18 protein-coding genes and 1 riboswitch are annotated in these 24,645 nt (G+C 65.4%); of the genes, 11 read left to right on the plus strand and 7 right to left on the minus strand.

What is annotated here, in order from left to right; translation table 11 throughout:
- Positions 1–4 precede the first annotated feature (4 nt).
- Positions 5–68, minus strand: a riboswitch (guanidine-III (ykkC-III) riboswitch).
- Between the two features lie 134 nt (positions 69–202).
- The gene (locus tag OSB52_RS20280; RefSeq protein WP_266063320.1) at positions 203–1,054 is read left to right on the plus strand and encodes an oxygenase MpaB family protein; all 852 of its coding nucleotides are present in this window, start codon (positions 203–205) and stop codon (positions 1,052–1,054) included.
- A 4-nt stretch (positions 1,055–1,058) separates the two neighbouring features.
- Here the strand turns inward: OSB52_RS20280 and OSB52_RS20285 are convergent, their stop codons facing one another.
- Together OSB52_RS20285 and OSB52_RS20290 are read right to left on the minus strand one after the other, a co-directional pair.
- Positions 1,059–2,549 (minus strand): cryptochrome/photolyase family protein, encoded by a 1,491-nt coding sequence (locus OSB52_RS20285; RefSeq protein WP_266063321.1) that lies wholly within the window; start codon positions 2,547–2,549, stop codon positions 1,059–1,061.
- A 146-nt stretch (positions 2,550–2,695) separates the two neighbouring features.
- A complete protein-coding gene (locus OSB52_RS20290) occupies positions 2,696–3,811 on the minus strand; it encodes an alpha/beta hydrolase (protein ID WP_266063322.1) in 1,116 nt (371 codons plus the stop codon).
- A gap of 197 nt (positions 3,812–4,008) precedes the next feature.
- On the opposite strand from OSB52_RS20290, the gene OSB52_RS20295 reads away from it, so the two are divergent.
- The 5 genes from OSB52_RS20295 to OSB52_RS20315 all read left to right on the plus strand — a co-directional run bounded on the left by OSB52_RS20295 (position 4,009) and on the right by OSB52_RS20315 (position 10,752).
- Positions 4,009–4,395, plus strand: coding sequence for a TA system antitoxin ParD family protein (locus OSB52_RS20295; protein WP_266063323.1), 387 nt, complete (start codon positions 4,009–4,011; stop codon positions 4,393–4,395).
- Positions 4,392–4,964 carry an ATPase gene (locus OSB52_RS20300; protein ID WP_266063324.1) on the plus strand — a complete coding sequence of 191 codons (573 nt, stop codon included), beginning with the start codon at positions 4,392–4,394 and terminating at the stop codon, positions 4,962–4,964. Before OSB52_RS20295 ends, OSB52_RS20300 begins: the two co-directional genes overlap by 4 nt.
- 135 nt (positions 4,965–5,099) lie before the next feature.
- Positions 5,100–6,563: a DUF3375 domain-containing protein gene (locus OSB52_RS20305; RefSeq protein ID WP_235726006.1), complete on the plus strand. Its 1,464-nt coding sequence runs from the start codon at positions 5,100–5,102 to the stop codon at positions 6,561–6,563.
- Positions 6,560–7,396, plus strand: a complete 837-nt coding sequence (locus tag OSB52_RS20310) for a DUF4194 domain-containing protein (protein WP_235726005.1) — start codon at positions 6,560–6,562, stop codon at positions 7,394–7,396. The genes OSB52_RS20305 and OSB52_RS20310 overlap by 4 nt, the downstream gene beginning before the upstream one ends.
- On the plus strand, positions 7,393–10,752 hold the full coding sequence (locus OSB52_RS20315; RefSeq protein WP_235726004.1) for an ATP-binding protein: 3,360 nt from the start codon (positions 7,393–7,395) through the stop codon (positions 10,750–10,752). Before OSB52_RS20310 ends, OSB52_RS20315 begins: the two co-directional genes overlap by 4 nt.
- Positions 10,753–10,871: 119 nt before the next feature.
- Here the strand turns inward: OSB52_RS20315 and OSB52_RS20320 are convergent, their stop codons facing one another.
- The 4 genes from OSB52_RS20320 to OSB52_RS20335 form a co-directional block, all read right to left on the minus strand.
- Entirely contained in the window at positions 10,872–13,109 is a 2,238-nt protein-coding gene (locus tag OSB52_RS20320; RefSeq protein ID WP_235726003.1) for an NADP-dependent isocitrate dehydrogenase, read from the minus strand.
- Positions 13,110–13,246: 137 nt separating this feature from the next.
- Positions 13,247–14,584 carry an NAD(P)H-binding protein gene (locus OSB52_RS20325; protein ID WP_235726002.1) on the minus strand — a complete coding sequence of 446 codons (1,338 nt, stop codon included), beginning with the start codon at positions 14,582–14,584 and terminating at the stop codon, positions 13,247–13,249.
- 126 nt (positions 14,585–14,710) lie between these two features.
- A complete protein-coding gene (gene trxA / locus OSB52_RS20330) occupies positions 14,711–15,088 on the minus strand; it encodes a thioredoxin (RefSeq protein ID WP_235726001.1) in 378 nt (125 codons plus the stop codon).
- Between the two features lie 95 nt (positions 15,089–15,183).
- Positions 15,184–16,044, minus strand: coding sequence for an LLM class F420-dependent oxidoreductase (locus OSB52_RS20335; RefSeq protein ID WP_266063325.1), 861 nt, complete (start codon positions 16,042–16,044; stop codon positions 15,184–15,186).
- Positions 16,045–16,205: 161 nt separating this feature from the next.
- Here OSB52_RS20335 and OSB52_RS20340 point away from each other — a divergent pair, with 161 nt between their 5' ends.
- The gene (locus OSB52_RS20340) at positions 16,206–17,186 is read left to right on the plus strand and encodes an alpha/beta hydrolase (protein ID WP_235725999.1); all 981 of its coding nucleotides are present in this window, start codon (positions 16,206–16,208) and stop codon (positions 17,184–17,186) included.
- On the plus strand, positions 17,179–18,765 hold the full coding sequence (locus tag OSB52_RS20345; RefSeq protein WP_235725998.1) for a flavin-containing monooxygenase: 1,587 nt from the start codon (positions 17,179–17,181) through the stop codon (positions 18,763–18,765). Before OSB52_RS20340 ends, OSB52_RS20345 begins: the two co-directional genes overlap by 8 nt.
- Positions 18,766–18,825: 60 nt before the next feature.
- Here the strand turns inward: OSB52_RS20345 and OSB52_RS20350 are convergent, their stop codons facing one another.
- The gene (locus OSB52_RS20350) at positions 18,826–19,902 is read right to left on the minus strand and encodes an AraC family transcriptional regulator (RefSeq protein ID WP_235726023.1); all 1,077 of its coding nucleotides are present in this window, start codon (positions 19,900–19,902) and stop codon (positions 18,826–18,828) included.
- Between the two features lie 330 nt (positions 19,903–20,232).
- Between OSB52_RS20350 and OSB52_RS20355 the strand changes: the two genes are divergently transcribed.
- From OSB52_RS20355 to fadD5, 3 genes are all read left to right on the plus strand, one after another.
- The gene (locus tag OSB52_RS20355) at positions 20,233–21,360 is read left to right on the plus strand and encodes an NDMA-dependent alcohol dehydrogenase (RefSeq protein ID WP_266063326.1); all 1,128 of its coding nucleotides are present in this window, start codon (positions 20,233–20,235) and stop codon (positions 21,358–21,360) included.
- A gap of 10 nt (positions 21,361–21,370) precedes the next feature.
- Positions 21,371–22,786, plus strand: a complete 1,416-nt coding sequence (locus tag OSB52_RS20360; protein WP_266063327.1) for an aldehyde dehydrogenase family protein — start codon at positions 21,371–21,373, stop codon at positions 22,784–22,786.
- Positions 22,787–22,924: 138 nt separating this feature from the next.
- A complete protein-coding gene (gene fadD5, locus OSB52_RS20365; RefSeq protein ID WP_266063328.1) occupies positions 22,925–24,535 on the plus strand; it encodes a fatty-acid--CoA ligase FadD5 in 1,611 nt (536 codons plus the stop codon).
- The last annotated feature ends 110 nt before the right edge of the window (positions 24,536–24,645 follow it).

Consider the following 24,645-nt stretch of genomic DNA (forward strand, 5'->3'; position numbering starts at 1 on the left):
CCTCCAGGCGCCGTCTTGTCGCTGTCCGGGTACGGCGCACCTCGTCCGGTTGTCATCATCGACATACCCGAGTGTACCGCCGCCCATCTGCCGCCAGGTGGTGGTTTTCGCCACCATCGCGGTTCTCATCACCGCGGGTGGCTCGACTCCGGCATGCTCAGGCGCTAGTCTGAACACAGACGTAGTCAGATAGGGTATGGCAATGACCAGTACACAGCGCATGTCACGCGCCGAGATGGACCAGATGGACAGCAGCATGTTCGCACGGTCGCTGCTGTTGATGGGGCAGACGATGAGCACCGCCAACGTGATCATGCAGTTGGCCAACCCCGCGGTCGGATACGGCGTGGCACACAGCACCGTCGAGAGCGGTCGTCTCGACCGACATCCGATCAAACGAGCTCGCACCACCGCGTCCTACCTCGCGGTGGCCGCGATGGGCACCGCCGAGGATCGACGTCGCTATCGCCAGGCCGTCAATCGGCAGCACGCCCAGGTTCGCTCGCACGGGGACAGTCCGGTCGAGTACAACGCCATGAATCCCGAACTGCAGCTGTGGGTTGCGGCCTGTCTTTACTACGGTTGGGAAGACATTTACGAGCGCGTGCACGGACCATTGACCGGTGTCGAGCGCGACACCTTCTACCGTCAGGGCATGGTCGTCGGCACCACCCTGCAGATGCCGGCCGAGATGTGGCCCGCCGACCGCGAGCAGTTCCAGGTGTACTGGGATCGGCAGGTCGAGGACATCGAGATCGGCGACGAGGTCCGTGAGTTTCTGCTCGACATCGCCCATTTCGGCTATGCGCACCCGCGGATCCAGCGGCGCCACGGGCCGACGAAGTATCGGCGCACGATCGGCTACCTGCCCGAACGTTTCCGGACGGCACTCCGGGTCTCCTGGTCCGCAACCGACCAACAGTGGTTCGATTCCTATGTCGATCGTCAGGTGCAGCGCGAACGACGCAAGCCGTTGTGGCTGTCGCAACTGATGTTCCGTGCGCTGCTGTGGGATGTGCGGTTGCGCAACCGCTTCGGGCGACCGCTGGTGTGAGAACTCAGAACGAATCCCGATGTCGCTCCTGCTCGAGTAATGCATCGAGATCGTCGAGGCGTCCCATCGAGGCCACGGCACGTGCGGTGCGATGATTGGACCGCAGCATCTCCCGGTGGCGATGGGTGAACGCCCAGTAGCCGGCGGTGAAGGGGCAGGCCTTCTCGCCGACTCGCGTCCTGGGGTCGAAAGCACAGCCGGCGCAGAGATCGGACATCCGGGAGATGTAGGCGCCCCCGGACGTGTATGGCTTGGTGGCCATCAGCCCGCCATCGGCGTGCTGACTCATGCCGATCACGTTCACCGGCATGACCCAGTCGAATCCATCGACGAAGTTGGCGCGAAACCATTCGGTGAGCTCGGCCGGATCGTATCCGCGCTGCAAAGCGTGGCTACCCAGCACCATCAGGCGGGGGATGTGGTGCACCCAACCCCGCTCACGAACTCCGGCCAACGCATCGGACAAGCATCGCGCGGTGACCGCGGCGTCGTCGAGTTCACGGAACCAGCGCGGCAACGATCGATGCGCATCCAGGTGATTGCTGGACGGGTAGTCGGATCCAAAGTGCCAGTAGAGGTGCCACACGAACTCGCGCCACCCGAGGATCTGCCGGATGAATCCTTCCGCCGACGCCAGCTCGATGTCGCCGGCCCGGGTGGCGTCCTCCGCGGCGCCGACGACGTCGAGCGGATGGAGTAACGAGAGGTTCAGCGGCACCGACAACAGCGAATGCGACATCGCCCAGTCCTCGCCCATGATGGCGTCCTCCCATCGGCCGAACGTGGCCAGCCGGTGGCCGACGAAATGGGTCAGCGCTCGCTGCGCCTCGTCATGGGTGACTGCGAACAGTCGCGGGCCGTCGTCGCCGGTGAACGCGACATCCATGGTGTCGAGGTCGGCACGTACCTGTTCGTCGATGTCATCCTCGGTGGGCCACCACGGATCGTCGATCCCGAGGGTCCGCCGACGCGGCGGCGGCTCGCGGTTGTCGCGATCGAAATTCCATGTGCCGCCGAATGGTTCGTCACCGTCCATCAGCACCTCGAACCGCCGACGCTGGTCTCGGTAGAACTCTTCCATGCGGAATCGTTCGCAATCGCCTGCCCATTGGCGGAAGTCACTGCGGGACAGCGCAAAAGATGGGTTCGGCAGGATCTCCGACACCAGTCCCTCGGCCGAGAGTCGGTGCACGAATCGCGCTGCGGCTCGCGAACTCGGTTCATGCACCACCACGGGGCGGCCGAGCGCAGCGAGCGCGTCACGGTAGGTCTCGGCCTGCCAGAGTTGGGCGCGATCACCGAGCTCGTCGGCGAGATGTCGCATCCCGGACAGTAGAACGTGCGCTTTCTGTCGGTGGCCGCTACGACGGCGAAAGGCCGTCGACGACTCGATCAACACCACCTCGCGATCGTCGTGCTCGGCGGCCGAGAAGATATGTCGGCCGAGTTGATCTCCGAACAGCCACAACGGGTCTGTCGATGCCGCATGCGCCACGTGACCACCTCCTACGACACCGACGCTAATCGGTGCGCGGGACGCGATCGCGCAGCTCGAGTCCACCGCAACCCGGTTGCGACCTCGGTAACGGCGGGATAACCACCGGCGACGGTGGTCGGGTATCGCCGACGCCCCAGACCGCCTCAGTGGGTTTGTTCGGCGTCGGGGTCGGGGGCGACGTGTGCAGCGGCGAGTTCGTGCAGTGCGCGGAACACTCGTTTGGCCGGTTCGGCCCACGGCATCAGGATCGGGAACACGTGGAACATGCCGAATTCCTCCATCGCGGCAACTCGCACGCCCGCCTTCTCCAAGACGTCGACGAACTCCCGGATGCCGTCGCGGAACATCTCGTCGGCTCCCCAGCACACGAAGGTCGGCGGAAACCACTCCGCGTCGACATCGGCGTAGATGACCGAGACGCGGGAGTCGTTGGGCTGCACACCATGCAGATACGGGGTGACCGGTACATTCCACGGCAGGATGTCGAGCTGCGCGTTCTCGGTGATGGACGGGCGGTCCAGATCGAGATCGACCTCCGGCGAGAACAGCGCGGCCGCCGCCGGCATGGGCATCGAGTGATCGTGCAGGTGAGAGATCAGCGAGGTGGCCAGGCCGCCACCGCCGGAATCGCCGGCCACCACGAGGTGCTCCGGCGCAACCCCGCGGTCGAGCAGGCCACGGTAGACGTCGGCCGCGTCATGTACGCCGGCCGGGAAGGGGAATTCCGGAGCCATCCGATAATCGGCGATGAATACCTCGAAGCCGGTGTGTCTTACGAGCGCAGCGGCGAACGCGGTATACATGATCGGCGACGTCCCGATGTAGCCGCCACCGTGGAGGTACAGGATGGTGGCGCCGATCGTCTGCTTGTCCTCCTGGTCGTCCACATAGGCGTCCGAGCTGGCCTTGGCGCGACACCAGAGGCCGGGCACTCCGCCGATGGTGTCGGCGGTGATCTCGACGCCGTTGCTCACCGCGACGACCGGCGGCATCACCACTCGGCAGATGTCGTCGAGCACCTTCTCCATGGACCGGAACTCTTCGATCGGCAAACCCATCGAGTAGCCCATGAACGACCGGACGACCTGCCGGGTCACCGACTGCCCGAGGTTGTCCAACAACCCACCGGGCCCCTGCCAGGGTCGTCGCAGCGGTACCCGCGCCAGACCGTTGACCAGACTCTCGGCGAGCCCCACGACCGTCAGCGCCGTGATCGGACCTGCCGCCGTCTGCACCTCGCGACGATCTGCCATCACCATGACGCTCATCGTAGTGAGATCTGTACGTACCGCAGCGGTGTGCGTGTGCAGCGGCGGTACTCCCGACGCGAGACGCTCGCGGTAGCCATTGGCTACACTTGTTTCATATTGCTACCGCGCGAGGGCGGCTCACGAACGGCTCGGCTCACGATGGTCAAAGCCGCGACGGCCCAGCGCAGATACACGGGAGTACACACATGCCTCGCTCCGCCGACAAGGTGACCCGGTTTGACGCCGAGTTGATCGACAGCGCGATCAGCGAGGGCCGCCGACAACAACGAACCGGCAGACAACAGCTCGAACACTGGGCGCGGGTCGGACGCGCGGTGACCGCCTACGAGTCGGCTGCACTGAGTAGGGTGCGCGCAGCACTACGCGGGGCGCACCCGGTCGATGACCTCACGGTCGATGAGGGTCGGGTGTTCAACGCCGAGATCCGGGCGCGGGTCGCTGAAGATCTCGCGAACGCAGACTATCGCGCCACGCAGGTGGCCCGCGGTGTCACGACGGTGGCCCTCGACGACGCCGGCCGCATCGTCGAATACCGTCCGGACGGCAGTGTGCACCACGTGGCCGACGAGTGAGACGTCTCGACCTGGTCATCGGCCCCAACGGGGCCGGTAAATCGACCTTCGTCGAACTCACGCTCGCGCCACTGTTGGCGCGCAGTGTCTTCGTCAATGCCGATCTGATCGCGCGGCAGCGCTGGCCCGGCGACTCCGCGGCGCGATCGTATGAGGCGGCCGAGGTCGCGGCGGCCACTCGCGATCGGTTGATCACCGACGGGCGGTCATTCATCGCCGAGACGGTGTTCTCCCATCCCGCGAAGCTCGATCTCATCGGCCGCGCCCACGCGGCGGGATACGTCGTCGTCCTGCACGTTCTCCTGGTGCCGGAGACCATCTCGGTCCTGCGCGTGCGACATCGGGTCGATGCGGGTGGCCACGCGGTTCCCGAGGACAAGATCCGCGCGCGCCACCGACGGGTGTGGCCGTTGGCCGTTGAGGCCATCGGGTGCACCGACGAGGCGACGGTCTACGACAACGCGAGCGGCGTTGCGCCGGCCATCGTGGCCGAGTTCACCGGCGGCACGCTGGTCGGCGACGCGCGCTGGCCCGACTGGGCACCCGCCATCCTGCGAGACAGCTGGTGACGGTCCGAATGGTCATCGGCACCACACTGACAACCTCGGCCGATGGCCATACAGCCCCCTGCACCGTGCGAGTGCCGAGCGCGGACGTGGCACACTACCTCGGGCCCTCTTTCCCTGCGACCCGGTGAGGCGGCGATGGACAACTCAGAGCAGCCGACGTTGGCGCAGGCGTGGGACGCCAACCGCTCGATTCAGCGATCGGCGGCGGTGCGACTGTTCTCCGCGACCAACTCGGCGCTGTATGTGACGCTGATGGAACGTCACCTCGACTTCGGCGCCCGGCGCACGGAACCCGAACTCACGGTGCGCCTCGAACGCGATCTCGCCGAACTCGGGGTCAGTGATCAGCCCGACGGTCTCGAGCTGATCAAACTGTGGGCCAAACAAGGATGGGTGCACCGGGTCACCGAGCCGGCAGCGGCGACGGGACACAACATCTGCCACCTGACCGCCGAAGCGCGTTCGGTCCTCGACTACATGCGACGCCTGCGGCGAGCCGACAGTGTCGCCACGGGTGGGTCCATCAACGGCATCGCGGCGGGACTACGACGCGTGGCGGGCCAGGTCTCCGACGATCCGGGCCAGATCCGCGAGGAAATCGAACACCAGATCAGTGAACTCGACGCCGAGCTCGCCGACCTCGATGCCGGTCGCCGACGCCGACCCGATCTGCGTAGCGCCGAGGACGAGGCTCGTGCGATCGCCTACCAGATGGAGCAGATCGTCTCCGACATCGGACAGTACGGCGCCATGCTCGACCGCATCACGACCCAGCTCCTCGATGACCCGCACGACTCCGACCTGGCCTATCGCGATCGGCAACGCCGGCTGTTCGACGACTACGAGGCCCTGCTCGAGTCGTCGCAGAGCACCTCGTATCACGCGTTCACCCAGATGATCCAGGATCCGACCCAGCGCGAACGACTCGTCGCCGATATCTCCACGGTGACCGACCAGCTGCCCGACATCGAACCCGGGCTCCGATCGGTGATGGACAACTTCTTCGAATTGGTGACCCAACAGATGGGGGAGGTCGGCCGGACCCGGCAGCGGTGCGCCCGCCGTATCCGTCGCTTCGTCGCCGCCGGCACGCTGGAGCAGAGCCGTGGCGTCGCCCGACAACTCAACGACGCGCTCGCATCGGCGCATGAGTTGCTCAAGTCATCACTGGCCGACCGCCGCATCGCGTACGAGCTGCCGTTGGCGACACCATCGGTCACCTCGATCGGCCGGCTCGCTTTCGAGATCCGCGATCGGACGCCACCGGCGCAGGCCACCCCGGCCACCGCCGGCGCCGATCTGAGTTCGTTTGCGTCGCTCGCCGGGCAGGTCGACACCGTCGAGCTGACCGAGACCGTCAACGCGGCCCTCGCCGACGGCCCCGCGACACTGTCCGACGTCCTCGCCCGGCTCGACGAACCCTATCTGGCACATGTGATCGTGCTGTGGTCCTGGGCACTGCGTCAGCCCGGCACAGCGGGTCCCGAGTCGACCATCATCCGGTTCCGATCATTGGAAGGCGAGGATCAGGCCATCGAGGTTCCCGCATTGTCGTTCACCGAACCCATCCCCACCGCGGAGGTCGACGCAGCATCGTGAGTAACAGCACCGACATTCGGGACGACCGCGGCGACCAGCGGTCCGAGGACTACACCGGATTCGACGAATTGCCCGCCGTCGAAAAAAGTCGACCGGACGACACACCCGGCGCCCCGCGTTTCGAAGGCGACGTCAGCGCCCTACCGGACCGGGCCTGCTGGGCGCTGCAGAACCTGCTGACCCGTCGCTACGTGAGCGGCGACCGTCAGCCCCAGCTGTGGGCATGGGTGATCGAATACCAAGACGCACTGCGAGTTCGGCTCTCCGAACTCGACCTGCGGCTACGGGTCGTCGACGAAGTCGAGGTGGCCTTCGTGGAACAGGCCGGTTACGACTCGCGGTGGGGACGAAAAATCCTCAAACGTGAGACCATCCACACCTACGACGCCATCCTCGCGTTGCACCTGGCCAAGTACGTGCGGGCATCCCGCGACGAACATGTACTGATCACCCGGGAGGAGATCCACGAGCTCTTCGCCGGCGTCACCAACACCATCGATCGCGATCTGGCGTTGTTCGACAAGCGGATCGGGCGTGCGATCGACAAGCTCGAGGAGATGGACTTCCTGCGCAAGCACCGCGACGACCCGGACACCTTCACGGTGAGCCCGGTCATCTCGGCGGTGATGACCGCGTCGGTGATCACCGACCTGCAGCGGCAGTTCGAACAGTTCATCGGTGCCGGCGACCTCGGCGACGACATCGGCGAATCGCCGGATCAGGCCGATGCGGCCATCCGGAGTGCGTACACCGGCGATGAGAGGGACGTTCACGGCGAGGACATTCACGGCGAGGACATTCACGACGGGGACGACGAAGGAGACGAGTGGTGAACGGAGCTGTGGACCAGTACCACCTGTCGCGACTACAGCTGATCAACTGGGGGGTGTTCGACGGCTATCACTCGATTCCGTTCAGCGCCGGCGGATCCCTCATCACCGGATCGTCGGGGAGCGGCAAATCCTCACTGCTGGATGCTATTTCATTGGCGTTCCTACCCGATCACCGACGCAACTTCAACGCATCCGGCGACGCGACCGCGGCCGGCTCGTCCAGTGGCCGCCGGACAGTCGGCAAATACATCCGCGGTGCGTGGGGTGAACGCCGCAGCGGCGCCGGCGGGCAGCGCGAGATCATGTACCTGCGTGGCTCGGGACCGGCATGGGCCGCGATCGCGGTGACGTACACCTCGACCTCGGGCGAGGCCATCACCGGCCTGGTCCTGAAATGGCTGGCGGCGGGCAAGATGACCGACGCCTCGAGCACCTACTTCATCCATGACGGCGACATCGACATCGTCGACGTGTGCAACGAGTGGGCCCGGGCCAACCACAATTCCGCCATCTTCCGGGATCTCGGCTGGCGAGGCGGGCCGGGAGAGGGCAAGTACCTGTCCTCGCTCTACTCGCTGATCGGTATCCGCGGTTCGGATGCCGCGCAACAATTGTTGGGAAAGGCCAAATCACTCAAGAGCGTCGGCGGCCTCGCGCAATTCGTGCGGGAATTCATGCTTGACGAACCGAGCAGCATCGTGGGTATCACCGACGCCCTCGAACAGATCGACCCCTTGGTCGAAGCTCGTGAGCTACTCGACGTAGCGCGGCGCAAGCGCACCATCCTCGGCAGCATCGAGACCGTGCACGAACGTTACGCCGCCGAATCGGCCACGTTTTCGGTGCTCGACACGATCGACACTGCGTCGATCCGCGCGTATCTCAACAACCTGCGACGTCGGACCGCGGAGCCCGAGATCTCCGATCTCGACGACCAGATAGCCCGCCTCGACACCGATCTGGCCGCGTTGACCGCGCAACACGATCAGCTCCGCCAGGACCACAGTCATCTGCTGTCGCGGATCGCCACATCGACCGGTGACCTCGCACCGCTACAGGAACAACTGACCACCGCGCAGCGCGCCGGCAACGACGTCGCGGCGCGGCGCAGTTCGTATGACACCAAGGTCTCGGCGCTCGATTTCGACCTCCCCGACGATGCCGAGGAGTTCTGGACGCTGCGCGAGCATCTGATGGAGGAGGCCACCCGGATCGACGGGCAGCTCGACGCCGGCAAGGCTCACTACGCCGATGCCCTGGCACGCGAAGTCGCCGCTCGATCCCAGCGCGACGCCGCCCACGACGAACTGCAACGGGTGACGCAGGCCGGTTCGGCGCTTCCGCGGGCCGAGCACGAGATGCGCCGGGTGATCGCCCAGGCCCTGCAGGTCGACGAAGCCGAACTCCGTTATGTCGCCGAACTCGTCGAACTCCGACCCGAGCACGAACGCTGGCGTCTGGCGGTCGAGAAGGTGCTGCGCTCGGCCGGGTTACGACTCCTGGTTCCCGCGGAGCATTTCCGAGCCGCGTTGCGTTTCGTCAACACCCACGACATGCGTGGTCGGATCCAGCTGCACCACGCGGAGAATCGCACTGCACCGGCGCCCGAACCCGGCACGCTCGGTGCAACGTTGCGGTCGGTGGACCCGGGCCACCCGTGTGCGGCCGAGGCGATGGCCATCCTCACCCGACTCGGCAACTACGTGTGTGTCGAATCGCCGACGGAATTCACCGAGCACGCCAAGGCCGTCACCGACCGCGGTCTGCGCAAGGATTCGGCCAAGCTCGCGGTCAAGGACGACCGGCAGTCGCTGCGTCCGTCCCAGCACATCTTCGTCGGGGACGTCGACGCGAAGATCGCCGCGCTGCAGGCCGAGTTCGACGACGAACAACGCGCGTACAACGCTGCGCGGGAGGCCAGTTCGGCGCTCGACCGCGAACGTACCGAGAAGCAACACCGGCGCGACTCCTACCGCCGGGTGTGCGAACAGTTCACCCAGTGGAGTGAGATCGACACCGACTCGGCCGATGAACGGGTGGAGCAGCTCACCGAACAGTACGAGTTGTTGATGGACGAGCACCCCGATGTGGAAGCCTTGCAGCGCAAGGCCGATGACATCTGGGACCAGGTACGCGGGGCGATCTCGCAGGCGGCGTTGGTGCGCGACAAGATCGCCGGACATGATCGACGGCGCACCCAGCTGCTCGACCTCGTCGACCGGCTCGACATCGAGGACATCTCCACCCAGGCCGAGCAGACGCTGGACGGCTTCCGCGAAGAATCCGGGGCGAGCCTCGATGTGCTGGCGCCGGAGCCGTATCGGCAAGACCTGCTGAAGCTGGTGGCCAAGGACCGCGATCGGATGCGCGCAGACGCGCGACGGTCCCGCGACGAACTGGCCCGCATCCTCGACACCTACGACGAGGAGTTCCCCGACGCGGTCCCGAACGACAGCGACGACTTCGACGAACGCATCCATGATTACGTCGCGGTGAGCCGCCGGATCGACGAGCGTGAACTGCCGGCCGCCTATGAACGGATGCGTCGCCTGATCACCGAACAGGCCCCGGGCGCAATTCTCAACCTGCACATGGCCGCCGACGCCGAGGAGCGTCGCATCGTCGAACAGATCGAGCGTGTCAACACCGGCCTGGGCGCGGTGGCGTTCAACCGCGGGACCCGGCTGCGATTGCACCCGGGACGCAAGCATCTGGCTGCGGTGGCCGATCTCAGCGAGCGGGCCAGGCAGATCTCTCAGCGCACCACTGCGGTGAGTTTCGGCGACGAACAGGCGATCCTGGAGCAGTATGCGGACATCCTGCTGCTGCGCGAGCGGCTGGCCGGGGTGACGCCGGAGGATCGTCAGTGGACCCGCGACGCCCTCGACGTGCGCAACCGCTTTGACTTCTACTGCGAGGAACACGACGCGGTGACCGGCGAGACCATCCGCACCTACAGCAACGCGGGCGACAACTCCGGCGGCGAACAGGAGAAGCTGATGGCGTTCTGCCTGGCCGGCGCGCTCAGCTTCAACCTGGCGAGTCCGGACGGTACCGACAACCGCCCGATCTTCGCGCAGCTCATGCTCGACGAGGCGTTCTCGAAGTCCGATCCGCAGTTCGCGCAACAGGCGCTCTCGGCGTTCCGCAAGTTCGGCTTCCAGCTCATCATCGTCGCGACCGTGCAGAACACCAGCACTATCCAGCCGTACATCGACAACGTGGTCATGGTGTCGAAGTCCGAGGTCGGCCAGGAGGGGAGCGCAGACACCCGGCCGGTGGCCACCGCACTGTCGACGACGATCCGGGCATTCTCGGACCTGCGGCGCTCGAGCGGCGGGCAGCTGCCCGTCTGACGTTGGGCCGAACGCTCAGCGTCGAACGGCCCGCCCGGTCTCCAACCACATCGAGAACTGACATCCACGGCGGTCGTAACCGCCGCGGATGTCAGTTCTGCTTGTGGTTCCCGTTCGGCTCAGTCTCGCGCGGCGGCCAGCGCGTCGTTGAACGTCTTGCTCGGGCGCATCACCGAGGCGGTCATCTCCGGGTCCGGGTAGTAATAGCCGCCGAGGTCGACGTGATCTCCCTGCGCTCCGTTCAGTTCGCCGACGATCGCGTCCTCATTCTGGGCGAGGGCTTGCGCGAGCGACGTGAAACGCTTGGCGAGGTCGGGATCCTCGGTCTGCTCGGCGAGTTCCTGAGCCCAGTACATCGCCAGATAGAACTGGCTGCCCCGGTTGTCGAGCTCACCGGCGGCCCGCGACGGTCCCTTGTCGTTCTCCAACAGCTTGCCGGTCGCCGCGTCGAGCGCCTTGGCCAGCAGCACCGCACGCTTGTCGTCGGTCTTCTTGCCCAGTTCCTCGAGGCTCACCGCGAGCGCCAGGAATTCGCCGAGCGAGTCCCACCGCAAGTGGTTCTCTTCGATGAGCTGCTTGACGTGCTTGGGTGCCGATCCACCCGCACCGGTCTCGTACAGACCACCCCCGGCCATCAGCGGCACGATGGACAGCATCTTGGCGCTGGTGCCGAGTTCGAGGATGGGGAACAGGTCGGTGAGGTAGTCACGCAGGATGTTGCCGGTCGCAGCGATGGTGTCCATCCCGCGGATGACCCGCTCCAGCGTGTACCGCATCGCTCGGACCTGCGACATGATCTGGATGTCGAGACCCTCGGTGTCGTGATCGGGCAGGTACTTGTGCACCTTCTTGATCAGCTCGTTTTCGTGCGGGCGGTACGGATCCAGCCAGAACAGCACCGGCATCCCGGAATCGCGGCAACGCGTGACGGCCAGCTTCACCCAATCCTGGATCGGGGCGTCCTTGACGATGCACAACCGCCAGATGTCGCCCTCCTCGACGTTCTGGGTCAGCAGCACCTCGCCGGTGGCCAGGTCGGTGATGTTGGCTACCCCCGCGGCCGGCACCTCGAACGTCTTGTCGTGCGATCCGTACTCTTCGGCTTTCTGCGCCATCAGCCCGACGTTGGGCACGGTGCCCATGGTGGTCGGATCGAACTGCCCGTTGGTCTTACAGAAGTTGATCATCTCCTGGTAGATCCGCGAGAAGGTCGACTCCGGGTTGACGGCCTTGGTGTCCTTGAGCCGCCCGTCGGCGCCATACATCTTGCCGCCGGCACGGATCATCGCCGGCATAGACGCATCGACGATGACATCGCTGGGGGAGTGGAAGTTCGAAATGCCGCGGGCCGAATCGACCATCGCCAGTTCGGGCCGGTGTTCGTGGCACTTGTGCAGGTCGTCGATGATCTCCTCGCGCTGCGCGCTCGGCAACGACTCGATCTTGCTGTAGAGGTCGGACAGACCGTTGTTGACGTTCACGCCGAGTTCGTCGAACAGTTCGCCGTGCTTGGCAAATGCATCCTTGTAGAACACCTTGACCGCGTGTCCGAACACGATCGGGTGCGACACCCGCATCATCGTGGCCTTGACGTGCAGCGAGAACATCACGCCGGTCTTGTAGGCGTCCTCGATCTGCTCTTCGTAGAATTCGACGAGCGCCTTCTTGGACATGTACATGCTGTCGATGACGTCGCCGTCGGTCAGCGACACCTTCGGCTTGAGAACGAGGGTCTCGCCGTCGGAGGTGATGAGCTCCATCTTGACCTCGCGGTCGCCGGAGACGGTCATCGATTTCTCGCCGTGATAGAAGTCGCCCTCGGTCATGTGCGCGACGTGGGTCCGCGACGCCATCGACCACTCACCCATGCTGTGCGGGTGCTTGCGGGCGTATTCCTTGACGGCCTTGGGGGCTCGCCGGTCGGAGTTGCCCTCACGCAGAACCGGGTTGACCGCGCTGCCCAGGCACTTGGTGTAGCGGTCGCGGATCGCCTTCTCTTCGTCGGTCTTGGGATTGCCCGGGAACTCCGGCAGGTCGTAGCCCTTCTCCTGCAACTCCTTGATGGCCGCCAGCAATTGGGGGACCGACGCACTGATGTTGGGCAGCTTGATGATGTTGGTCTCGGGAAGCTGGGTCAGCCGGCCCAACTCGCCGAGGTTGTCGGGCACCTTCTGGTCCTCGGGAAGCAGATCGGAGAACTCGGCGAGGATGCGCGCGGCGACCGAGATGTCACTGGTCTCGATGTTGATGTCGGCGGCATCGGCGAACGCGCGTATCACCGGCAAGAAGGCGTAGGTCGCGAGCATCGGCGCCTCGTCGGTCAGCGTGTAGATGATGGTCGGCTTCTCCGCGCTCATGTTCTCTTCTCAACTCCAGTTCTTGGTCGCGTATGCAAGTGGTGCGAGATTTTGTCTCGGCGTTACCAGTATCACGTCGGAGCGGGCGTTGTGTGCACCGACCGGTTCACCCCCGCCTGTTGGCAGAGCACAACCTGTCATCGGAACGGGTCCCAGCGCGAAGCCCCGAGCGCTCGTAACGCTACGCCGATCCGCCAGTAGAGGAGACCGCCGAGTCCCCGTGGAAAGAACGTCGAGGTCGTGACGAGTTCGGCGCCGACGTGTCCGTCGGCGGATCTGTCGGTGATCGCATGATCGACGAACGCGCGGCCGGGCTGTCCGCGCTCGGTCCCCATCCGCAGATGCGTCGGCTCGGTGGCCGCCACGACCTCCCAGCGCGTGCCCGTGCGCGATCGCAGGCGCCGCCACAGATCGGGGGCTGACCGGTCCTCGACGCGTCGATCGACGGTGCCGAACGAAACCTCTCCGGCCCATGGCGGGTCGGTGGGTAGAGGTTCGGCAGCGCATGTGTCGGCGGTCGCGTTCGACCACTCCACCGAGTTGTCGCCGCGGGCCACCCGCTGCAGCGTCGCGGCCAGCGCCGCGCGATAGGTCATGAGTCCGCCGGTCGGCGGGGCGATCACATCGTCGATGTCGTGTTCGTGGCAGATCGCATCGCATTCCAGTGACTCGATCAGTGGGCGGGCGATCTTGCCCCTGATCGGGGTCACCAGGCGCACCCAGCGACTCGCGATGGTGGGGGTGAGGTAGGGCAGGACGATCATCCGTCGTGGGGGCAGGCCGGCGACCTCGGCGTATCGCTGCATCATGTCGCCGTATTCCAGGACATCCGGTCCGCCGAGATCCCACGTCCGTGACGTCGGCACGTCAGCGGTGGCTGCCTCGACCAGATAGTGCAACGCGTCGCCGACGGCGATCGGCTGGATCTTGTTGTGCACCCACCGTGGTGTGGTCATCACCGGCAATCGCTCGGTGAGGTGCCGGATCAGCTCGAAGGATGCCGACCCCGATCCGATCAGGGTGCCCGCCTGCAGCGCGACCGTCTCGATCCCCGAATCGATCAGGATCTCGCCGACCTCGGCGCGTGATGCCAGATGCTCGGACAACTCCACACCCTCGGGATGCAGACCGCCCAGATACACGATGCGCGACACCCCACAGGCAGACGCCGCGGCCACCACGTTCTGTGCGGACCGCCGCTCCTCGTCGGCGAAGTCGGCGTCGGTGCTCATTGAATGCACCAGGTGATAGACAACGTCGATGTCGACGAAAGCTTCGAGCAGGGAATCACGGTCGGACAGGTCGCCACGCACCACCTCTGCACGGGAGTTGGCGGCCCAGGGCGCATCGGCGATCTTGGCCGGGGTGCGGGCCAGCGCCCGCACCCGATGTCCGCGGGCCAGCAGGCGGGGCGCCAAGCGGCCACCGACGTAGCCCGTGGCTCCGGTCACCAGACACCGTCGAGAGTCGTCCACGACTCCACCCTACGGATTCGCCCGACAGACCACGGTCGCGTTTCGACTCGACGTCGAAAGTGAGGTGAACGTGCCGACAATCGGCACGTTCACCTCACACGTCGTCGGGCTGGCCCGCCCCAGCGCTCAGCTGTTGGTTTGTTCCTTCTCGGCGGCGGCGATCTCGGCGCGCACCTGATCCATGTCGAGGTCGCGGACCGCGCCGATCAATTCGTCGAGCTGCGCAGCAGGCAGTGCTCCCGGCTGGTTGAAAACCAGGACACCATCTCGGAAGGCCATCAGGGTGGGAATCGATCGGATGCCGAACCCGCCGGCGAGCTGCTGCTCTGCCTCGGTGTCGACCTTGCCGAACACGATGTCGTCGTTCGTCTCGGACGCCTTCTCGAACACTGGCGCGAACTGGCGGCACGGTCCGCACCATCCCGCCCAGAAGTCCAGCAGGACGATGCCGTCCTGGCCGATGGTCTCTTGCAGATTGTCGATGGTGATCTCACGAGTGCTCATGACACTTCCAATGCATACCCCTACGGGTATATTCCTCGGGTGCAGTCCGCGTTCCACGCTACGCACATTCCGTGCAATGCTCCATCCGACGCCCGCTACCTCAGGGCGGCAGCCAATCTCCGCCACTGCTCGCGGGGCATCGCGCGATGGTCGGCCTGGAGGACCTGGACGCAGACATGATCGGCGCCCGCCGCACGATGTGCCTCGATCCGGTCGAGCACGACCGCTTCGTCACCCCAGGCGATCAGTGCGTCGAACAGTCGGTCGCTGACCGTCTGCAGATCGTCTTCGGAAAAGCCCAGGCGCAGGAGGTTGTTGGCGTAGTTGGGCATTGCGAGGTAGCCGGTGAGCCACTTGGTGCCGATAGCGCGCGCCTCATCGCGGTCCGACGCCAGGATCGCCGTCTGCTCGGGAGCGACCAACGGTCCCTCGCCCACGGCCGCACGCGCAATCGCGGTGTGCTCAGGTGCCACCAGATACGGGTGCGCTCCGCGGCTGCGTTCAGATGCCAACGCGAGCATCTTGGGACCCAACGCGGCAAGGACGCGACTGTCGACCGGAACCGGATCGGCCGCCGCGTCAAGACCGTCGAGAAAGGCTTTGGTGGTGGCCAACGGCTTCCGGTACCGACCGGCCTCCTGGGCATCGATCAACGGCGCGTGGCTGATCCCCAGTCCCACCAGGAACCGAGGTCCGTGTTCTGCGGTGAGGCGCGCGTGCGCCGCTGCGACGTCTGCCGGCTCATGCATCCACATGTTCAGGATGCCGGTGGCGATGACCGCCTTGGTGGTCGCCCCAAGTAGGTTCTCCACCGAATCCATCAGCGGCCCACCGACATCGGGCACCCACAGCGCGGTGAACCCGAGCTCGTCGAGCTCGGCCGCCGCCTCGGCGGCCTCCGCGGAATCGCCATAACGCAGCGGTGAACTCCAGATACCAACCCCGTTCAGTTCCATGACCCGACCCTACCGGGGTGTGCCGAGTGGCCCGAATTGCCGAGTGTTGGCCCGAATGGTGCTGTTGTCGGCACCCAACGGCGCTCTATGTTGATGGTGATCGACATCACAGTTCGGCTGCGGGAGTCATCCGACCCCCGCCGAGGCAGAAGGGGACAAGAATGCCGCTCGAACCGGTATCACAGGGGCTGTTGCAGCAACTCGCCGAGGAACGCCAGCCACCGATCAGCGAACAGACACCGGCACTGGCCAGGATGACCGGACCCATCTTCGCCGGCATGAGTGGTCGGGGACCGGAGGTCGGTGCGGTCCGCAACGTCAAGCTCAAGGGTGCTGACGGCGGCCTGTTCCGGGTGCGCGCACTCATTCCCGAGGGAGAACCCGAAGCGGTGATCGTCTACTTCCACGGCGGCGGTTGGGTGCTGGGTGACATCGATCTGCAGTACGACCATGTCGGGCGCGATCTGGCGAACCGCACGCGGTCGACGGTCGTCCTCGTCAATTATCGGAAGGCGCCGGAGCATCGGTTCCCGACCGCGATCGAGGACAGCTACCTCGGCTTGTGCTGGGCTGCCGAACATCTCGCCGAACTCGCCACAACCGGCGCGCCGCTGATCGTCGCGGGCGACAGCGCCGGCGGCAACATCGCCGCGGTGATGACCCACTGGGCGCGCGACCGCCGTGGCCCACAGATCGACTATCAGGCCCTGGTGTATCCGGTCACCGACTGCGATGTCGACACGCCGTCCTACGTGGACCCCGAGAACCAACTGATGCTCAGCCGGGACACGATGATCTGGTTCTGGGACCACTATTTGCCCGACGTCGCGGCCCGAACCCACCCCGACGCATCACCACTGCGCGCCGCCGACCTGTCGGGCCTGCCACCCGCGTTGGTCTATGTCTGCCAATACGACCCGCTGCATGACGAGGGGGTGGCCTACGCCCGGGCGCTGGAGAAGGCCGGTGTACCGGTCACCCTCGCCGAGGCAGAAGGACAGATGCACATCTACTTCCAGATGGCGAACATCTTGCCGGGCTATCAGACCGGCATAGCGCTCGTCGCCGACCACATCACCACCTTCATCAGTAATCACGCGCACACCAGCGCGCCACAGGAAGAGGCCACCAGCGATGCCTGACCGGGACGTACTGATCATCGGCGCCGGTTTCTCCGGCCTGTATCAACTTCACAAACTCCGCGAACTGGGATTCGATGCCCATGTCGTCGAGGCCGGGCCGCAGGTGGGCGGCACCTGGTACTGGAATCGATATCCCGGCGCGCGATGCGACATCGAATCGATCGGTTACTCCTACTCTTTCGATCCCGAATTGCAGCAGGAGTGGAACTGGACCGAGCGCTATGCGGCGCAACCCGAGATTCTCGCCTACCTCGAACACGTTGCGGACAAGCTCAACCTTCGCACGGACATCTCATTCGACACTCGGGTCGTATCACTCGATTTCGACGATCCGCAGGACATGTGGACCGCAACCACCGACAGCGGGGCGACGATCACCGCGCGCTACGTCGTCGCCGCGACCGGATGTCTGTCCAAACCGCTGCTTCCCGAGTTCCCCGGCCTCGACGACTTCGCCGGAGACGTGTACTGGACCTGGGACTGGCCCACCGACGAGGTGGATTTCGCCGACAAACGGGTCGCGGTCATCGGCACCGGATCGTCGGGAATTCAGACAATCACGGCCATCGCACCCACGGTTGGTTCGCTGACGGTGTTCCAACGGACCCCAACCTACGCCGTCCCCGCGCAGAACCGGCTCATCGCCGAAGAACTGGCGGAACTGAAGACCCACTACGACGACTTCCGGGCGGAGAGCCGACTCTCGGTCGGCGGAATACCTTGTGGCGATGAACTTCCGCCGTTCTTCGACGACCTCGACGATGGGCGCATCCGTTCGGAACTGCATATGCGCTACGACGATGGTGGCCTGTGCTTCCAGCAGTCCTTCCGCGATCTCCTGCAGAACGAGGAGGCGAATGCCCGGGCCGCCGAGTATGTGCGCAACCGCATCAAGGACAAGGTGCACGATCCGGCGGTGGCCGAGAAGCTGACTCCTCGGTCGTACCCGATCGCGGCCAAACGGATGTGCGTGGACACCGGCTACTACGAGGTCTACAACCAACCCAATGTGACGCTGGTCGACGTCAACGAACAACCGATCGAACGCATCACCGAACACGGGATCCGGGCCGGGGGGACCGACCACGAGTTCGACGTGATCATCCTGGCCACCGGTTTCGACGCGATGACCGGGGCGCTGGCGGCGATCGACATCCGCCACGGCGCACAAACGCTGCGCGACAAGTGGTCCGACGGACCGCGGACGTACCTCGGACTGATGTCGGCCGGTTTCCCGAACCTGTTCACCGTGACCGGACCGCAGAGCCCGTCGGTGCTGTCGAACATGGTGACGTCCATCGAGACCCACGTGGAGTGGATCAGTGCCGCGTTGAGCCACCTGCGCGAACACGGCCTGACACGCATCGAGCCGGACGTGGCGGCCGAGGACAACTGGGTCAACACGACCAATGACGCCGCCGACATGACGCTGCTCAAGCAGGCTCCGTCGTGGTACATGGGCGCCAACGTGCCCGGAAAACCTCGTGCCGCGTTGCCGTTCGTCGGTGGGGTGGGCACTTACCAGCAGATCCTCGACGGGATCGCAGTGACCGGGTACCATGGGTTCGAACTGGTCTGAGGCCGGCCCTGCGCGACGTCGGTTCCCCGTGGGTGCTCCTGCGGGGAACCGACGTCGACGTCATTGTGCGTGTGCCGTGCCCGCCCACCGGCGCATCGCACGCGAGAAACTCGACCAATCGCGATATCCCAAACGTTCGGCGATCTGCGTACGCGGCAGATTCGTGTCCCGCATGAGGTCATGGGCGAGGCTTCGACGCACATCGTCATGGATGGCGCGGTACGACGTGCCCTCACGCGTCAGGCCGCGACGCAGGGTCCGTGCGGAGTAGTGCAGGTCGGCAGCGCACTCTTCGAGAGTGCAGTCCAGCGACGGCCTATCGAGCAGGTAGGCACGCACGCGTCCGGCGATCCCGTTGGCATGCAGCCTTTCTGCTCGAATCCGCTCGCACTGCTCGATGATCACCGCAGCGGTGTGCGGGTTGGCCATCGGCAACGGAAGGTCCAGGTAGGACCGCTCGAAAATCAATTCGTCACGCGTACAACCGAATCGAACCGGAGCGTTGAAGACCTCGGTGTAGGCCCGACGCACCGCAGCATCCTCGACGCGATGGGCGAACCGCACTTCCTGCAGCGGCGTGACGCCGGTCCCGGCGAACAGTTCACGTTGCATTTGCACGCTGGCGCTCAGATCGCGTTCGATCACGAATGCGGCGATGTCGTCGGGCACACCGTCGGTGTGCGCGGCGAGCGACCACCGCTCGCCGGCGAGTAACTCACCGGTCATGGTGGCGAAAGCGAACGTCAGCGGCGAGTACCGCAGCCCGCAGCGCACCATGTCGGCGACGATCTCACATGCCTGGAGCAGGTAGCCGTAGTAACCGTAGGACGTCAGGTGATACTCCCGACCGATCTGCGCCCCGATTGCCGGTCGGTGCCCGAGGGCATCGAGCAGGTTTCGGATGACGACGATCTCCTGCTGCGCCTCGATCAGGACGGTGGCGTCACCCAGCGATGCGCGGGTCAGCCCACTGCCGTCGAGTAGACGCTCGATCGCACTCCCGTGCCGCTGTGCCCAGTCGCAGATGATGGCCACGCCGGCCGTCGTGCGGGGGTGGTCCCACGGATCCGGCATGCGGGCGAACACGGGGTCCGCAGGATCGGAGTCGTCCAGCCCCCCGCCGGCTTCGACGATCATCGTCACGCTGTCATCCTCTCCTCAGACGCACACCCTGCCCTGTGAGCAGTATCACGCCTCATCCAGATCACGGCAACGACCCCACCGTTGTGACCTGCACCTTTGTGGGACAAGTGTCCAGCTCGAAGATGGCCGCAATTGCAGTGGTTCTGGCCGCGGATGGCCTGTTGTCACCCGAGAGTCCGACCATACGCTCATCCACGACCGAAGTGACAGGTGTCACACGCTGGGTTTCGGTGCGAAGCGGGTCACCGGTGCGTCTGTCCTGCGCACCTGTGCGTGCGCCGGAGCTTTTGCCCGAGTTCCCACCGAGTTCTAAGGAGCAGACAAATGAAGACCAAGGCAGCGATCCTCGAGGATGTCGGCGCCGAATGGAAGATCGACGACGTCGAGCTGGGCGAGCCGGTTGCGGGGGAGGTACAGGTCAAACTGGCAGCGTCTGGCCTCTGCCACTCTGACGCACATCTGCAGAGCGGCTCGAGCCCAGTGCCGTTCATGCCCGTCCTAGGCGGCCACGAAGGAGCGGGGGTCATCACCAAGGTCGGGCCGGGTGTCACCGGGCTGGAGGAGGGCGATCACGTCGTTTTGGCGTTCATCCCCGCCTGTGGCACGTGTCCGGCGTGTGCCACCGGTCGGCAGAACCTGTGCGACGAAGGCGCGGGACTGCTGTCGGGTCAGGCCATCTCGGACAAGAGCTACCGGGTCAGCCGCAACGGGCAGCCGGTGCTACAGATGTGCCTGCTGGGCACCTTCGCGCCCTATGTCACCGTCCACCAGGCCTCAGTGGTCAAGATCGAGCAGGACATCCCGCTCGACAAGGCTGCGCTGCTCGGCTGCGGCGTCTCGACCGGCTGGGGGTCGGCGACCGAGATCGGTGACACCCGTCCCGGCGACGTCGTCGTGGTGATGGGCGTGGGCGGCGTCGGGATCAACGCCGTCCAGGGCGCAGCGTTCGCCGGTGCCCGCTACGTCATCGCCATCGATCCGGTCGAGTTCAAGCAGAAGAAGGCCATGGAGTTCGGTGCGACACACACCTACTCCACGGTGGACGAGGCGATCGCCGAGTTGCCGGACCTCACCTGGGGGCACATGGCCGACGTCGTGATCATCACCGTCGGGGTGATCTCCGGTGAGCACGTCCAGCAGGCCCTGGGACTGACCGCCAAGGGCGGGCAGGTCGTGGTCACCGGCATGGGCGATTTCCAGGACGGGCAGGTCGATCTCAATCTGTTCGAGTTGACCTTGCTGCAGAAGCGGGTGCAGGGGGCCATCTTCGGCGGGGTCGGTCCGCGCACGCAGATCCCCAAGCTGTTGCACCTGTATCGGACCGGACACCTCAAGCTCGACGAGCTCGTGACCACGACGTATCGGCTCGAGGACATCAATCAGGGCTATCGCGACATGGCCGAGGGCAAGAACCTGCGCGGAGTCGTCGTCTACACCGATCAGGACTACTGAGGAGAACCACATGCGGACACACAAGGACCACTACATCAACGGACAATGGGTTCCCGCGACGGGAAGTTCGTTGCTGCCGGTGACCAACCCCGCGACCGACGAGATCATCGCTGAGGTCGGGGCCGGCTCCGCCGACGACGTCGACCGCGCCGTCGCCGCCGCGCGTGCGGCATTCGACAGCTGGGCGGCCACGCCGGTGTCCGAGCGCGCCCGCTACCTCGGTGCCATCGCACAAGGACTCACCGAGCGGGCCGATGAACTGGCAGAAGTGATCTCCAGCGAGATGGGCTCACCCCTCTCGTTCGCTCGGGCCGCTCAGGTTCCGTTGCCGATCAACAGCTTTGCCCAATCGGCCACGATCGTCACCGAGTTCGAATTCGAACAGAGCTACCGGGGCTCGACGATCGTCCGCGAACCCTACGGCGTCATCGGAGCGATCACGCCGTGGAACTACCCGCTGCATCAGATCGCCCTCAAAGCCGCCTACGGCATGGCCGCGGGCAACACCGTCGTCGTGAAACCGAGTGAGAACACTCCGCTCAACGCGATCATTCTCGCCGAGATCGTCGAGGCGGCTGGCCTTCCGGCCGGTGTCTTCAACGTCGTGTTCGGCACCGGACCCGAGGTGGGGGAGGCGATCGCGTCTCATCCCGACGTCGACCTGGTGAGCTTCACCGGATCCACCCGCGCCGGACGGCGAGTCAGCGAACTGGCATCGGGGACCGTGAAGCGGGTCTCCCTCGAGCTCGGCGGCAAGAGCCCCAACATCCTACTCGACGATGCCGACCTGAACGCCGCAGTGCCGGCCGCAGTGCAGGCGGCGATGATCAACTCCGGCCAGACGTGTTCGGCGTTGACCCGCCTGCTGGTGCCCCGCGCCAAGCTGGCCGAGGTCGAGGGCATCGCCAAGGCGGTCACCGAATCGATCACGGTGGGTGACCCGACGGACGAGACCACCGTCCTGGGCCCGTTGTCCTCGCGCACCCAGCAGGAACGCGTGCTCGGCTACATCCGCAAGGGCATCGACGAGGGCGCCCGGGTGGTGACCGGCGGCCAGACCGAGCCCGCGGAGGGCGGGGGTGCCTACGTGTCGCCGACGGTGTTCTCCGATGTCACACCGGAGATGACGATCCACCGCGAGGAGATCTTCGGCCCGGTATTGGCGATCGAGCCATACGACACCGAGGAGGAGGCCGTCGCGATCGCCAACGACACGATCTACGGACTGGCCGGTGGGGTGTGGTCGGGCTCGACGGAGCGCGCCCAGCAGGTCGCGCGCAAGATCCGCGCCGGCCAGATCGCCGTCAACGACGCCGGGATGAATCTCGACGCGCCTTTCGGCGGGTACAAGCAGTCCGGAATCGGCCGCGAGGCAGGACAATTCGGGCTTGAGGAGTTTTTGGAAGTGAAGTCGATCCAAGGCTGACGACCATGGGGCTTCGGGCGCCCGGCGAATCGCCGATTCGCCCTCGGAACACCGGCAGCCCGACCTACTGTGTGGTCGAGGCCACAATGCCGGGGTGCCCGATGGCCCCACACTTTCACGACAGGGGAACAGACGAGGATGACTGCCACCGCCAGCGGACAGACCAGCGAACTGACCACCGAGCCGATGCGTTCACGGCGTAACCATTGGAACAACCAGATCCGCCGACACTCGTTCATGGTGCCCGATCAGGTCGCGGTGAAGTACCTCGACCGGGCGACCACGTGGCGGCAACTCGAGGAACGAACCCACGCGTTTGCGGCCGCCCTGCACCGGCGCGGCGTCCGATTCGGGGATCGCGTGCTCATGGCGATGCTGAATCGCACGGAGTACATCGAGGCTGTTCTCGGTGCCAACCTGATCGGCGCGATCCCGGTACCGGTGAACATCCGGATGAGCCCGGCCGAGGTCGCGTTCTTGCTGACCGACAGCGGTTCGAAGATGGTGGTGACCGAGGCGATGCTGGCGCCGCTGATCGACGCTGCCGTCGCGTCGGCCGGGGGCGTCGAGGGCATCATCGTGGTCGATCGGCCGGCCGACTCCGACCACCTCGACTATGCGGCGCTGCTGACCGAGGACCCGTCGGATCTGCCCGAGATCGATGTACCCGAGGATGCCGTGGCCCTCATCATGTACACCTCTGGCACAACCGGTAAACCCAAGGGCGCCATGTTGACTCACCAGAACCTCCAGGCGCAGGCGATGACGGTGATCGCCACGTCGGGGGAGAGCGGCGCGGATGACGTCGCATCCGTGGTGCCGCCCATCTTCCACATCGCGGGAGTCGCGGCGTTCGCGCCGGTCTTCTATCGCGGTGTCCGATCGGTGATCCACCCGTTGGGCGCCTTCGATCCCGACGACATGCTGGACACGCTGGAACGCGAGGGGACGACCTCGGTGTTCATGGTGCCCGCCCAGTGGCAGGCGGTATGTGCCGCGCAGCAGGCGCGTCCGCGCGATCTCAAACTGCGGACCATCAGTTGGGGCGCCGCGCCTGCGTCGGACACGGTCCTCAACGCGATGAACGAGAACTTCCCACAAGCGATGAACATGACCGCTTTCGGACAGACAGAGATGTCGCCGATCACCTGCATCCTCGAAGGCAAGGACGCGCTGCGCAAGATCGGTTCGGTCGGCAAGGTTGTGCCGGCGGTGACCGCACGCATCGTCGATCCCATGATGAATGACGTCAAGCGCGGCGAGGTCGGTGAGATCGTCTACCGCGGACCCAACATGATGAAGGGGTACTGGCAGAATCCGCAGGGCACCGCGGATGCGTTCCGCGGTGGTTGGTTCCACTCCGGCGACCTGGTGCGCGAGGACGAGGAGGGCTTCCTCTACGTCGTCGACCGTGCGAAGGACATGATCATCTCCGGCGGTGAGAACGTCTACTGCGCCGAGGTGGAGAACGTGTTGTTCTCCCATCCCAAGATCACCGAGGCCGCGGTGATCGGGCGCGCCCACGAGAAGTGGGGAGAGGTGCCGGTCGCAGTGGTGGTGCTCGCCGAAGGCGTCGACGACCTGACGTTGGCCGAACTCGAGCCGTTTCTCAACGAGAACCTGGCCCGCTTCAAACAGCCCAAGGACCTCGTCATCATCGACGAACTGCCACGCAACGCCGGCGGCAAGGTGGTCAAGCCGAAGCTGCGCGATGCCTATGGCAGCAAGGACGAAGGTCTCGCGCACTGAGCGGATGATCGTCGCGGCGACTGCCCTTCGTGACGGCCTCCGCAAGCTCCGGCCTCCTCAGGGACCAGCGGCCCGACCCCTGAGGAGCGAGCTTGCGAGCGTCACGAAGG

Source organism: Gordonia aquimaris, assembly GCF_026262595.1.
Classification (GTDB): domain Bacteria; phylum Actinomycetota; class Actinomycetes; order Mycobacteriales; family Mycobacteriaceae; genus Gordonia; species Gordonia tangerina.

What these genes read in the sequence shown, in the direction of transcription:
- OSB52_RS20280 (WP_266063320.1), top strand. Translation starts at nt 203, where the DNA reads ATGACCAGTACACAGCGCATGTCACGCGCCGAGATGGACCAGATGGAC.
- OSB52_RS20360 (WP_266063327.1), top strand. Translation starts at nt 21,371, where the DNA reads ATGCGGACACACAAGGACCACTACATCAACGGACAATGGGTTCCCGCG.
- trxA (WP_235726001.1), bottom strand. Translation starts at nt 15,088, where the DNA reads ATGAGCACTCGTGAGATCACCATCGACAATCTGCAAGAGACCATCGGC.
- OSB52_RS20295 (WP_266063323.1), top strand. Translation starts at nt 4,009, where the DNA reads ATGCCTCGCTCCGCCGACAAGGTGACCCGGTTTGACGCCGAGTTGATC.
- OSB52_RS20350 (WP_235726023.1), bottom strand. Translation starts at nt 19,902, where the DNA reads ATGATCGTCGAAGCCGGCGGGGGGCTGGACGACTCCGATCCTGCGGAC.
- OSB52_RS20290 (WP_266063322.1), bottom strand. Translation starts at nt 3,811, where the DNA reads ATGGTGATGGCAGATCGTCGCGAGGTGCAGACGGCGGCAGGTCCGATC.
- OSB52_RS20335 (WP_266063325.1), bottom strand. Translation starts at nt 16,044, where the DNA reads ATGGAACTGAACGGGGTTGGTATCTGGAGTTCACCGCTGCGTTATGGC.
- OSB52_RS20345 (WP_235725998.1), top strand. Translation starts at nt 17,179, where the DNA reads ATGCCTGACCGGGACGTACTGATCATCGGCGCCGGTTTCTCCGGCCTG.
- fadD5 (WP_266063328.1), top strand. Translation starts at nt 22,925, where the DNA reads ATGACTGCCACCGCCAGCGGACAGACCAGCGAACTGACCACCGAGCCG.
- OSB52_RS20355 (WP_266063326.1), top strand. Translation starts at nt 20,233, where the DNA reads ATGAAGACCAAGGCAGCGATCCTCGAGGATGTCGGCGCCGAATGGAAG.
- OSB52_RS20340 (WP_235725999.1), top strand. Translation starts at nt 16,206, where the DNA reads ATGCCGCTCGAACCGGTATCACAGGGGCTGTTGCAGCAACTCGCCGAG.
- OSB52_RS20305 (WP_235726006.1), top strand. Translation starts at nt 5,100, where the DNA reads ATGGACAACTCAGAGCAGCCGACGTTGGCGCAGGCGTGGGACGCCAAC.
- OSB52_RS20320 (WP_235726003.1), bottom strand. Translation starts at nt 13,109, where the DNA reads ATGAGCGCGGAGAAGCCGACCATCATCTACACGCTGACCGACGAGGCG.